Annotated in this window: 11 protein-coding genes and 2 pseudogenes; 4 read left to right on the top strand and 9 right to left on the bottom strand. The window is 57.2% G+C overall.

The window, feature by feature from the left end; all coding sequences use genetic code 11:
* The first annotated feature begins 84 nt into the window (after positions 1-84).
* On the top strand, positions 85-507 hold the full coding sequence (locus JQF37_RS03290; protein WP_103403584.1) for a PA3611 family quorum-sensing-regulated virulence factor: 423 nt from the start codon (positions 85-87) through the stop codon (positions 505-507).
* Here JQF37_RS03290 and JQF37_RS03285 read toward each other — a convergent pair whose 3' ends face one another.
* Positions 508-708 carry a hypothetical protein gene (locus tag JQF37_RS03285; protein ID WP_047526361.1) on the bottom strand — a complete coding sequence of 67 codons (201 nt, stop codon included), beginning with the start codon at positions 706-708 and terminating at the stop codon, positions 508-510.
* Between the two features lie 484 nt (positions 709-1,192).
* Between JQF37_RS03285 and JQF37_RS03280 the strand changes: the two genes are divergently transcribed.
* Complete coding sequence (locus JQF37_RS03280; protein ID WP_130211161.1) at positions 1,193-2,311, top strand: TIGR00730 family Rossman fold protein; 1,119 nt, start codon at positions 1,193-1,195, stop codon at positions 2,309-2,311.
* 43 nt (positions 2,312-2,354) lie between these two features.
* On the opposite strand, the gene recX is transcribed toward JQF37_RS03280, so the two are convergent.
* From recX to JQF37_RS03255, 5 genes are all read right to left on the bottom strand, one after another.
* Positions 2,355-2,822 carry a recombination regulator RecX gene (recX, locus tag JQF37_RS03275; protein WP_130211162.1) on the bottom strand — a complete coding sequence of 156 codons (468 nt, stop codon included), beginning with the start codon at positions 2,820-2,822 and terminating at the stop codon, positions 2,355-2,357.
* Positions 2,823-2,831: 9 nt separating this feature from the next.
* Positions 2,832-3,884 carry a recombinase RecA gene (recA, locus tag JQF37_RS03270; RefSeq protein ID WP_090317008.1) on the bottom strand — a complete coding sequence of 351 codons (1,053 nt, stop codon included), beginning with the start codon at positions 3,882-3,884 and terminating at the stop codon, positions 2,832-2,834.
* A gap of 83 nt (positions 3,885-3,967) precedes the next feature.
* Positions 3,968-4,468, bottom strand: a complete 501-nt coding sequence (locus JQF37_RS03265) for a CinA family protein (RefSeq protein WP_103403587.1) — start codon at positions 4,466-4,468, stop codon at positions 3,968-3,970.
* A 210-nt stretch (positions 4,469-4,678) separates the two neighbouring features.
* Positions 4,679-5,026, bottom strand: coding sequence for a phage holin family protein (locus JQF37_RS03260; protein ID WP_130211163.1), 348 nt, complete (start codon positions 5,024-5,026; stop codon positions 4,679-4,681).
* Between the two features lie 283 nt (positions 5,027-5,309).
* The gene (locus JQF37_RS03255) at positions 5,310-6,044 is read right to left on the bottom strand and encodes an XRE family transcriptional regulator (protein ID WP_130211164.1); all 735 of its coding nucleotides are present in this window, start codon (positions 6,042-6,044) and stop codon (positions 5,310-5,312) included.
* A 210-nt stretch (positions 6,045-6,254) separates the two neighbouring features.
* Between JQF37_RS03255 and mutS the strand changes: the two genes are divergently transcribed.
* The gene (gene mutS / locus JQF37_RS03250; protein ID WP_177329344.1) at positions 6,255-8,822 is read left to right on the top strand and encodes a DNA mismatch repair protein MutS; all 2,568 of its coding nucleotides are present in this window, start codon (positions 6,255-6,257) and stop codon (positions 8,820-8,822) included.
* 141 nt (positions 8,823-8,963) lie between these two features.
* On the top strand, positions 8,964-9,287 hold the full coding sequence (gene fdxA, locus JQF37_RS03245; protein ID WP_007908827.1) for a ferredoxin FdxA: 324 nt from the start codon (positions 8,964-8,966) through the stop codon (positions 9,285-9,287).
* A 460-nt stretch (positions 9,288-9,747) separates the two neighbouring features.
* Here fdxA and JQF37_RS03240 read toward each other — a convergent pair.
* The 3 genes and pseudogenes from JQF37_RS03240 to JQF37_RS03230 form a co-directional block, all read right to left on the bottom strand.
* Positions 9,748-10,089: pseudogene (locus JQF37_RS03240) on the bottom strand (IS4 family transposase); the annotation flags it as partial.
* A protein-coding gene (locus JQF37_RS03235; RefSeq protein WP_130211660.1) for an IS3 family transposase occupies positions 10,086-11,248 on the bottom strand; the annotation gives its coding sequence in 2 pieces (ribosomal slippage) (positions 10,086-10,993 and positions 10,993-11,248; 1,164 coding nt in all). The pseudogene JQF37_RS03240 and the gene JQF37_RS03235, both read right to left, overlap by 4 nt.
* 60 nt (positions 11,249-11,308) lie before the next feature.
* A pseudogene (locus JQF37_RS03230) lies at positions 11,309-12,304 on the bottom strand (IS4 family transposase); the annotation flags it as partial.
* Positions 12,305-12,331: the final 27 nt, after the last annotated feature.

The raw sequence follows: 12,331 nt of genomic DNA, 5'->3' as shown, positions 1-12,331 counted from the left end.
ACCACCTCCCCTATAATTCGCCACCACTGAACGCACAGTCATGTGACTGGTCGAAGCACTCAGTCACTGAATCAGGAGAGTTTCATGCTGCGCCTTATCGTTCCCACCGCTGCCATTCTGCTGGCGTCGTCATTCAGCGCCCAGGCTGCATCCTTGAGTGAACAGAATCTGAACAAAGAGCTGCAAAACGTCGCCGCGCAAAGCAGTGTTGGTACTCCACGGGCTATCAATGAAGACATTCTTGATCAGGGCTATACCGTCGAAGGAACGACATTGATCAACCACCTGAGCGTGCAAAGCAGCCATGCCACCAAGATGCGCGCCGATCCAAAAGCCGTGTATTTCCAACTCGGTGCCTCGGTATGCAACAACCCGTCGTACCGCAAGCTGATGGCCAAAGGCGCAACCATGCGTTACGACTTCACCGAAGTGAAGTCCAACCGTTCGGTCGGCTCGGCCAGCTACCGGGAATCGGATTGCCCGAAAGCACCTCAGAAGAAAAAGTAATCAGTGGGACTTGGCGCGCCGCTGTTCATCTTCGGCGCGCAGCTCCGCCAGCAACGCCTGCAGGTAACGAGAGTGCGGCTCTGCGCCCTCAAGCCGTCGACAGCACTCCTCTTCGAGACTCAAATGATGGGTCTCGGCTGACGACTTCAGCAATCGATACAAATTCGTATCGATCTCTATTTCCAGAATGACTCTGGCCATGGCTCCCGCCTCCTTGCTCCTCGCTCTTGTTGAGCGACAAATCCTTAAACCGCTCGTACCGTGCGCCCTGCCCTTGACGCCAAGTTGTTGTGATACACCTGTCATTCAGTTAATCAGAATGCAGCCCCCTGGGCGCGCCTTCAGACGAGTGGTGAAACCACCTTGTAAATCGTCAATAAGCGGTTGCCAGGAAAGACTTTACGGCGCAATGATCAAAACAGCGCAAATCATCGCGAGGGTCTAGATTACAGGTTAGCCACGTTCAATTTTTCAGGGCTGGAAAGGGGCCGTCCGTTACGAACCAAGCTTTGCGAATGTTTCTTTCACCCAAGGAAAAAACAGAGCCTGTATGGATGATCCGACAACCATTCGGGTCAAGTGGATCGCCCAGGCATGGGCCTGGGCAGACAGCGACACACGAGGTGTCGTGGCATTGGCGAATGTGTTGTCGATGCCGGGGGCTCTGTGCAGAAGGAGAAGTTGAATGCCTTACCAACCGAATGACCTCTTGAGCCGTCATTTTGAAGAAAGCGGCCACGACCTCATCAGCAAGGTCGAAGAACAACTCAACCTGGTTTCTCCCAACAGCCCGAACATCCCGATCTATCGCGACATGATCCTGACCGTGCTGCGCATGGCCCAGGAAGACCACAACCGCTGGAATGCCAAGATCACCCTTCAAACCCTGCGCGAACTGGAGCAGGCCTTCCGCGTACTGGAGCAGTTCAAGGGACGGCGTAAAGTCACGGTTTTCGGTTCGGCCCGCACCCCCGTTGAACATCCGCTGTACGGAATGGCCCGTGAACTCGGCGCCGCTCTGGCCCGCTCAGACCTGATGGTTATCACCGGCGCCGGTGGCGGTATCATGGCCGCAGCCCATGAAGGGGCCGGCCTCGCTCACAGCCTGGGCTTCAACATCACCCTGCCCTTCGAACAACACGCCAACCCGACCGTCAGCGGCACCACCAATCTGCTGCCCTTCCACTTTTTCTTCACGCGCAAACTGTTCTTTGTCAAGGAAGCCGATGCGCTGGTGCTATGCCCGGGTGGCTTCGGCACACTGGATGAAGCACTGGAAGTACTGACACTGATCCAGACCGGAAAAACGCCGTTGGTACCGGTCGTGCTGCTGGACGCCCCAGGCGGCAAATTCTGGCAGGTCGCGCTGGACTTCATTCATCAGCAATTGGTGGAGAACCGCTACATCCTGCCCACCGACATGAAACTGGTGAAATTGGTCTACTGCGTCGATGAAGCGGTGGAGCACATCAACCAGTTCTACAGCAACTTCCACTCCAGCCGCTGGCTCAAGCATCAGTTCCTGATTCGCATGAATCACACACTCAGTGACCCGGCGCTCGAACACATGCAGGTGGCATTTGCCGATCTGTGCCTCAGCGACCACTTCCATCAACATGTCTACAGCGGCGAAGAACACGACGAAGCGCAGTTCAGCCACTTGGCGCGATTGGCCTTCAATTTCAACGCCCGTGATCATGGCCGGCTGCGAGAACTGGTGGACTACATCAACCTGCCGGAAAACTGGGCGCAGCCCCAACCTCAAGTGCAACAGCACACTCGTGAGCCATCAAAGGTTACGTGAGGCACAAAAAACGGCCCGCTATCGAAATAGCGAGCCGTTTCAGTTAATCGTCCATCCCTCGACCACTGAACAAGCGGCCGATCATTTCCATGGAGAACCCTCGATACGCCAGGAACCTGCCTTGTTTGGCACGTTCCCGGTTATCGATCGGTAGATGCCCGGAGAACTTGCGCTGCCAGGTGTCAGCCAACTGCTCTTGCCAGTCGATCCCGCTTTCGCGCAAGGCGAGTTCAATGTCACTACGCTGCAGGCCCCGCTGGCTTAGCTCTTCACGAATACGCAGAGGGCCATAACCGGAACGGGCACGATAGGCAACGAAGCTTTCAAGGTATCGGGATTCGGACAACAAACCCTCTTCCGTCAATCGGTCGAGTGCTGTCTCGATCATTTCGGGGAGAGCGCCGCGCTGACGCAGCTTACGCGTCAGCTCGACCCGACCGTGCTCACGACGTGCGAGCAGGTCCATGGCAGTTCGCCGCACCGCGACGAGAGTATCGAGTACGACGGTCATCGGTTCTTATCAGATGTCAGCGTCAGCCAGGTCATCTTCAGTCTCTTTGACTGGCGAAGCTTTGACGTCCGGCGCTGGCGTCAGCAGTTTGTCGCGCAGTTGTTTTTCAAGGGCCGCTGCAACTTCCGGGTTATCCGCCAGGAACTTGGCCGAGTTGGCTTTGCCCTGACCGATCTTGGTGCCGTTGTAGGCATACCAGGCACCGGATTTTTCAACGAAACCGTGCAGAACACCCAAGTCGATCATCTCGCCATTGAGGTAGATGCCTTTGCCATAAAGAATCTGGAACTCGGCCTGACGGAACGGAGAAGCCACCTTGTTCTTCACAACCTTGACGCGGGTCTCGCTACCGACGACTTCATCACCTTCTTTCACCGCGCCAGTACGACGGATATCCAGACGAACCGAAGCGTAGAACTTCAGCGCGTTACCACCGGTGGTAGTTTCCGGGCTGCCGAACATCACGCCGATTTTCATACGGATCTGGTTGATGAAGATCACCAGGCAGTTGGCGTTCTTGATGTTACCGGTGATTTTACGCAGCGCCTGGGACATCAGACGGGCTTGCAGGCCAACGTGCATGTCGCCCATTTCGCCTTCGATTTCAGCCTTTGGCACCAACGCCGCTACGGAGTCGACGATGATCACGTCAACCGCGTTGGAACGCACCAGCATGTCGGTGATTTCCAGGGCTTGCTCGCCGGTGTCCGGCTGGGAAACCAGCAGGTCGTCGACGTTGACACCCAGCTTGCCGGCGTATTCAGGATCGAGAGCGTGTTCAGCATCGACGAATGCACAAGTCGCGCCGGCTTTTTGAGCCTGGGCGATCACGGACAAGGTCAGGGTGGTTTTACCGGAAGATTCAGGACCGTAGATTTCAACAATACGGCCTTTTGGCAGACCGCCAATGCCCAGTGCGATGTCCAGACCCAGAGAGCCAGTGGAAATGGATGGGATCGCCTGACGGTCCTGATCGCCCATACGCATTACGGCACCCTTGCCGAATTGACGTTCGATCTGACCCAGGGCCGCAGCCAAGGCTTTCTTCTTGTTGTCGTCCATTAAAGTCCTCACGTAATCAATAAGGCCTGACGGCCAATACCTGTATAAGTAGACAGTATTATTCCACAGCGTTCGAGGATCGCCTACCCCTGATTTGAGATTTCTCCGGCGGCATGTCGCAGCAGCCCCTCTAGCGCGGCCTTCACCGTTTGTCGGCGAACTTCGTCGCGGTTACCCGGGAAGTGCTGTAGCTCACTGAACACCTGCTCGCCGACGCCCCAGGCCAGCCATACGGTGCCGACCGGCTTACTTGGCGAACCGCCGTCCGGGCCGGCGACGCCGCTGACTGCCACGGCAAAACGCGCATGACTTTTTTCCTGCGCGCCGCGGACCATGGCTTCGACGACCTCTCGACTGACCGCCCCCACCGTTGAAAACAACTCGGCAGGGACATTCAACTGCTGGGTCTTCTGACGGTTGGAGTAAGTGACGTAACCCGCCTCGAACCATGCCGAACTGCCCGGTATCCGGGTTATCGCCTCGGAAATTCCGCCGCCCGTACAGGACTCTGCTGCGGTGACATGGGCGTTGAGAACCTGCAAGCGTCTACCGAGCTCGGCGGCCAGCTGTGTGATTTCTTTCACAGTCATCTCCTGATCAGGCGGAATGAGACCTACCGTACACGAGCGGATCACGCTTGCAAGTTACAGGATCGATCAAAATGTTAGCGCGCGAGCGCTCTGATATAAGCCTGGCACGCCTGCAAGGCAATCAGTCCGCGGTCGCTGGCATGGACGCCAGGATCACATCGACGACTGACAGAGCACTTCCTGTTTATTTATCGACGGGATTCATTATTGGTCGGGCCGAGAGTCTCGGGGTGGCATTTCACAAACGCCGATCCGCTTGGCCGCCCAGCGTTCATAAAGACCGATCGCCACGTCCGCCCCGGCCATCGCGGTGAGGCCACCGAAGGCGCCTGCGACCCAGATCGACAGGCCGGCGGCATATAACAGCATGATTGCCGATACCCCGCCGACCATGCAGGCCCCGGAGCGCAGGGCCAGCCGCCGCAGCAACGTCCAGCCACGTGCGCCATCCTTGTCGGCGCGCCACATTTCACCGGACAGCCCACCCACCAACGCAAGGACAACGACCAGCCAGATCGGAATGTCCAGCAATGCTTGCGGCTCAATGGTCATGTCATGCCTCCTGGAGTAATTGATGGGGGTGTAAGTGCGCTTAACCATGTCCGTTGCCGAGTCTTACATCACGCAGGCAGAAAAGGTTCGCTGGAACCGATTAACCGTACGGATTGAGAACGAATCTATGCATTTATGCATATTCTGTCAATGTAAAAGTGCATTCAAGCCGCACAAAAATGCACAAACGCATTCACACTCATGCAAACAAGGACGTTCGCGCCTTTGGCGCAGGCGAAAAAAAACCGCCTGATGGCGGGTTTTATCTGACAGTGACGGGAGATTATCGGGCGTACATGCCCCACCAGAAGACGTGACCGAGGATGACGATTTGCTCTTCCTGCATTTCCTGGAAGCTGTAGTCCTCGTCCGGGTGCTCATCGCGATTGAAACTGCGCAGGCGGATTCCGGTAGGCAGGCGATAAAGCTGTTTCACCCGCAGTTGACCGTTGTGGTTGATAGCGTAGAGGTCGCCATCAACGATGTCGCCAATCCCGCACTTGCCGGCGTTGACCCCAACCGTGGCGCCGTCGCGCAGTACCGGCAGCATGCTGTTACCACGCACGGTCACGCATTTGGCCTGGTCGAACTGCACACCGTTATGGCGCAAGCTGCGCTTGCCGAAGCGCAGGCTGGCGCGCTCGCTCTCTTCGATGACGAATCTTCCCGATCCCGCCGCCAATTCAACCTCGCGAAGAAAGGGGACCGACACCTCGTCGTCATCGACAGGGGTATCGTCGTCCCACAGACTTATATCCTTGAGTTCAGCATGCGCTCGACCGCGCCCGGCACTGGCTGTCGGCGTGATGTCCACGCGACCACGCAACTGATCGGTGCTCACGGCGAAGTACTCGGCGATCTTCGAGATGTGTTTATCCGATGGGTCGACAATCTTCCCGCTGAGGATCCGCGAGAGAGTGGATTGGGGCACGCCAGTGCGACGGTGAAGCTCCGTGGGGGAGATTCCGTGCTGGTCGAGCAGTGCTCTTAAGACGGTAGAAACGTTGCGTTTTTGCATACTGTGCATAGTGCTTGTTCTTTGCATGGAAAACAAATGCTGATTTGCATGCCTCATGCATAGATCAGCAGAAGCAAGCCGCGTGGCGTTCGTGCCTGCGTCCGGCGGACCGCCCATGTTAATCTTGCGCCAATTGCGGAAAAGCCGGGCCGATGCCCACCTTTGCCCCACACCTTTCAATGAGTTTTCCGATTCCCGATGAATAAAGCCCTGTCCGACCTGTCCTCCCACACGCCAATGATGCAGCAGTACTGGCGCCTGAAGAACCAGCACCCTGACCAGTTGATGTTCTACCGCATGGGCGACTTCTACGAGATCTTCTACGAAGACGCGAAGAAGGCCGCCAAGTTGCTGGACATCACCCTCACTGCCCGCGGACAGTCGGCCGGGCAAGCGATTCCGATGTGCGGTATTCCTTACCACGCGGCCGAAGGCTATTTGGCGAAACTGGTGAAGCTTGGCGAGTCGGTGGTGATCTGTGAACAGGTTGGCGACCCGGCAACCAGCAAAGGGCCGGTGGATCGCCAGGTGGTGCGGATCATCACGCCGGGGACGGTGAGCGACGAGGCGCTGCTGGACGAGCGTCGGGACAACCTGATCGCCGCAGTACTGGGTGACGAGCGCCTGTTCGGCCTGGCGGTGCTGGATATCACCAGCGGCAACTTCAGCGTGCTGGAAATCAAAGGCTGGGAAAACCTGCTGGCGGAGCTGGAGCGGGTCAATCCGGTGGAGCTTCTGATCCCGGATGACTGGCCCAAAGACCTGCCGGCCGAAAAACGCCGTGGGGTGCGTCGCCGCGCGCCGTGGGATTTCGAGCGCGACTCGGCACTGAAAAGTCTTTGCCAACAATTCGCTACCCAGGACCTGAAAGGTTTCGGTTGCGAAAACCTGACCCTGGCCATCGGCGCCGCCGGTTGCCTGTTGGCTTACGCGAAAGAAACCCAACGCACCGCCTTGCCTCACTTGCGCAGCTTGCGTCATGAACGCCTGGACGACACCGTCGTGCTCGACGGCGCGAGCCGCCGCAACCTGGAGCTGGATACCAACCTGGCCGGTGGTCGTGACAACACCCTGCAATCGGTGGTCGACCGTTGTCAGACGGCCATGGGCAGTCGTCTTCTGACCCGTTGGCTGAACCGCCCTCTGCGTGATCTGACCGTATTGCTGGCTCGCCAGACGTCGATCACCTGTCTGCTCGATGGCTACCGATTCGAGAAACTGCAACCGCAGCTCAAGGAAATCGGTGACATCGAACGAATTCTCGCGCGAATCGGCCTGCGCAATGCTCGCCCCCGCGATCTCGCACGCCTGCGTGACGCCCTCGGTGCACTGCCGGCGCTGCAAGTGGCGATGACTGAGCTAGAAGCCCCGCACATTATTCAACTGGCCAGAACCACCAGCACCTACCCGGAACTGGCGGCGCTGCTGGATAAAGCCATCATCGACAATCCACCGGCGGTGATCCGTGACGGCGGCGTGTTGAAGACCGGTTACGACAGCGAACTCGATGAACTGCAATCGCTGAGCGAGAACGCCGGGCAGTTCCTGATCGACCTCGAAGCACGCGAAAAGGCCCGCACCGGCCTCTCGCACCTGAAGGTTGGCTATAACCGCATTCACGGTTATTTCATCGAACTGCCAAGCAAGCAGGCCGAATCAGCACCGGCTGACTACATCCGCCGCCAGACGCTCAAAGGCGCCGAACGCTTCATTACGCCGGAGCTGAAAGCCTTCGAAGACAAGGCGCTGTCGGCCAAGAGCCGAGCCCTTGCCCGGGAAAAAATGCTCTACGAAGCGCTACTGGAAGATTTGATCGCACAGTTGCCACCGCTGCAGGACACCGCTGCGGCGCTAGCCGAGCTGGACGTGCTGAGCAACCTGGCCGAGCGCGCGCTGAACCTCGACCTGAACTGCCCACGCTTCGTCAGCGAGCCGTGCATGCGCATCACTCAGGGTCGTCACCCCGTGGTCGAACAAGTCCTGACCACCCCGTTCGTCGCCAACGACCTGAACCTGGACGACAGCACGCGGATGCTGGTGATTACCGGTCCGAACATGGGCGGTAAATCCACCTACATGCGGCAAACCGCGCTGATCGTGCTACTGGCACACATCGGCAGCTTCGTACCGGCGGCCAGTTGCGAGCTGTCCCTGGTCGACCGGATCTTCACCCGGATAGGTTCCAGTGATGACCTGGCCGGCGGGCGCTCGACCTTCATGGTCGAAATGAGCGAAACCGCCAACATCCTGCACAACGCCACCGAGCGCAGCCTGGTGCTGATGGACGAAGTCGGACGCGGCACCAGTACATTCGACGGTCTGTCCCTGGCGTGGGCTGCAGCGGAGCGTCTGGCGCATTTGCGGGCTTATACGCTGTTCGCCACCCACTACTTTGAGTTGACGGTCCTGCCGGAAGCCCAACCGCTGGTAGCCAACGTGCACCTCAATGCCACCGAGCACAACGAGCGCATCGTGTTCCTGCACCACGTTCTGCCGGGGCCTGCCAGCCAAAGCTACGGCCTGGCTGTTGCACAACTGGCCGGCGTGCCAAGCGAAGTGATTGTGCGTGCCCGCGAGCATTTAAGCCGACTGGAAGATACCGCCCTGCCTCATGAGGCGCCCAAGCCAGTCAAAGGCAAACCGGCCGCGCCACAGCAAAGCGATATGTTCGCCAGCCTGCCACATCCCGTGCTGGATGAACTGGCCAAACTCGATCTGGACGACATGACACCACGTCGTGCACTCGAAATGCTCTATACACTGAAGACACGGATCTAACGCATAGGCTTGCAAGCTGTTAGAATCTCGCGCGGTTTGGGATGCTGCTGGCTATAGCCTGGCCTGCAGACTATCGCTCCCGAACCTTGCGACCCCCACGTGAAGGGGCGCAGCAAGCCGCGCCTGAGGAGAAAATTAGAAATGACCTTCGTCGTCACCGACAACTGCATCAAGTGCAAGTACACCGACTGCGTAGAAGTGTGTCCGGTGGACTGCTTTTACGAAGGCCCGAATTTCCTGGTGATTCACCCGGATGAGTGCATCGACTGCGCACTGTGCGAACCAGAATGCCCTGCCGTGGCCATCTTCTCCGAAGATGAAGTCCCGGAGGAGATGCAGGAGTTCATTCAGCTCAACGTTGAGCTGGCTGAAATCTGGCCCAACATCACCGAAAAGAAAGAATCGTTGCCCGATGCCGAAGAGTGGGATGGTGTCAAAGGCAAAATCAAGGATCTCGAGCGCTGATTTCACCCGCGTTCACGAAAAGGCCCCTTGCGGGCCTTTTTGCTTTTTCATGGGCAAAAAAAGGGGCGGTTTGACCCGCCCGCATTTTTTCCCTATTCCCTGTGTTCCTTTTCATCGTCCTGATGAATCGCTTCCTGCGATGTTCCTTCCCTTCATCCTTGAAGGGTGTGTCTGTCCGTCGACACAACCCGAATACTAAAGCGTTCCGTGGCAAGAGCAATCAGGGCCTGGCACCCCACCCGCTTGTCACATGCCGTAAATTTATTAAAATTTACTTATTTTTCAGTTAGATAAACTTCTCGCCTGAAATTCTGAGCAACTATCACCCTGTAAAAATAACGAACACTTACGAAAGAGTAAGCGAAGACTTACAACGCGAGACTACGAACCAGATGAGCACCCTGCGCTGAGATTATTTTTCCATGGCAACAAAAAAGCCCCGAATCAGTCGTAATGCTGTTCACTTAAGCGGAGCAGCCTTACGGTCCACCGGAAATCGGGTTTTTGAAATTTTCACCGTCCTTGGCCTTGAAGGCCTTGGGCGGTGATCCAGAAACAGCCCGGCAACGCCTTTTCTTAGTTCTGCTAACCGTCTACCCGTCGCCGAAACGGGATTGGCCGCAGCCATCACGATCAACTGCACGGCGATGTACTGGCAAGCCGGCTTGAATCGGATGTCCGACGGCGCTCGGCCAAACGCCACTGCTGCCTGACTCGCCTCCCGGCGAATCACGTTGTAAGCCAGCAACAGCCCCCATACTTCCTGGTAGATCAGGTCGACTTTTTTGCTGCGCAAGGTCAACTAATCCCGGACACGACGTTAAGTTTTTCCTCGGCCTGAGCCGGGGCCAGTCCATCGTTGAACTGGTGCGGTCGAATCCAGTTGTACCGATGCATCAGGTAATAACTGATGTCGCGGTGCGCTTCTTGAGCAGTCATGTAGCCCACAGTCGGTATCCATTCAGTTTTCAAGCTGCGGAACACACGTTCCATCGGCGCATTGTCCCAACAGTTCCCACGACGGCTCATGCTTTGGCGCATGCGATAACGCCAGAGCCGTTGACGAAACTGGCGGCTGCCATATTGCGAGCCCTGATCCGAGTGAAACAAAAGCCCTTGAGGCCTGCCACGCTGTTCGTAAGCCATGTCCAACGCCTTGATGACCAGATCCGCATCCGGCTTGTTCGACAGCGCCCAGCCCACCACTCGGCGCGCGCAAAGATCCATAACGACAGCCAGGTAATGCCATTTCCCTTGAGCCCAGATGTAGGTGATGTCGCCACACCAGACCTGATTCGGCGCCGGCACATCAAACTCTCGATTCAAGATGTTCGGAATGTCAGGCCGCTCAACCGTCGCTTTTTTGTAGGCATGCGATCCAGGTTGTTTGCTGACCAACTCCAGTTCCCGCATCAGGCCTCGCACCTTGAACCGCCCGATCAGCTCGCCGTCTTCCTGCATCATCGACACGATACTGCGGCTACCGGCAGCGCTTCGACTTTGCGTAAACAGTTCATTAACCCGGCTGCGCAACCGAAGCCGCTCAACGTCTGGAGTTCGGCGCCTGAGGCGATCGGCGTAGTAACACGAACGAGTGACATCAAAGACTGCGCAAAGCCAATCGACCGGCTCTTGGGTACATAACTGATCAATCAGCGCGTGCGCTCGTGCTCTTCCGACATCAAGAGCGCGGTAGCCTTTTTTAAAATGGATTTCTCCCGCTCAAGGCGAGCGATTCGAGCTTCAAGTTCCTGGATCTTCTGCTGCTCAGGCGTCAGCGCTTTGCTCTGCGGAGTAACGCCATTGCGCTCCTGCTGGAGTTGATTAACCCAGCGACGCAACGCGGACTCGACCACCCCAAGCGAGCGGCTGGCTTCGATATGGCTATAGCCTTGATCGAGCACGAGGCCTGCGGCCTCGCGTTTGAATTCAGCGGAAAAGGAACGACGTTGTTTGGTCATCAGACACCTCTATCTGGCGAGCATTCTCGCCTAAATGGGTGTCCGGTTTCATTAGACCACTACAAACAGCCCCCATACTTCCTGGTAGATCAGGTCGACTTTTTTGCTGCGCAAGGTCACTGCGTTCTGCTGCATTGAGCTTTTGATATCCCTGAAGCCCAATTCGATTTCCCAGCGTTCTTGATACAACGCGGCAACGGCCTTTGTGCTGTAGGTCTTGGCCGGCAACGATGTCATGACTGTTTTTACTTTGCCTTGAATTTCATAACTGACTTCACGCGCCTCCCAGTGTGTAGGAAGAGTCGGATTTCGCTTTCTGGCTTGCGGCGACACTTTCATACGCACCAAACGATCGTTGTGGTTGTAACGGGCTACCTCCTCGCAAACCAATCCCTTTTTTGCCGGAATCAGCCAGTGGCGGTGATTGCCGTCGCCGCTCAGGCTGAGCATGAGATCGGCGCTCCAGAATCCCTTATCGAACAGCGTCACGGAGTGGTCGGGAATCTTCTGCAAAAACTCATCGGCCAGACGCATTTCGCTGCGTCGGTAAGGGCTAAGTTGTGCATCCAGGATCAGGTGCGAACGCACATTCATCAGCGCCACCAGGCGCAGCATGGGAAAGAGAGTCTGGCGGTCGGTCGAGGTGTTTCCAGAACCGAAATGGTCTCGCAACTCAGGTGTATCCGGCGTGCGCAGAAGCGCACCATCGACCGCAAATACTTGCAAGTCTTGCCAGGCATCATCGGGATAGCGCTGCGCGCCCCATTGAGTGCCAGTTTTGCGAAACAACCACTCAACCGGGTCGGCCCCAAGCCGCTTGCGGGCCTCGGTCACACCGCTACGGGCCAACAGATGGTCAGAAGCCAGACCTTGGGCGCAGATGTTCAAACGCCGGGCGACTTCATGAACAGGTTCGTCGCGAAACAATGCCATTCCGAGCACCAGCCAGAGCACTTGGTCGGCAGGCAAGCGACGCCGCCGGATAGTGGCCTGGCTGGACAAATCCAGCGCAGACGCGACCCACTCGATGGGAATATTTTGAGTGAAAGTGCTCAAGTCACAGAAGTTGAAAAGGTCGCCGAG

The sequence above is a fragment of the Pseudomonas sp. MIL9 genome (assembly GCF_016887925.1).
Lineage (GTDB): Bacteria > Pseudomonadota > Gammaproteobacteria > Pseudomonadales > Pseudomonadaceae > Aquipseudomonas > Aquipseudomonas mohnii.
This window is presented reverse-complemented; position numbering and strand designations above follow the sequence as displayed.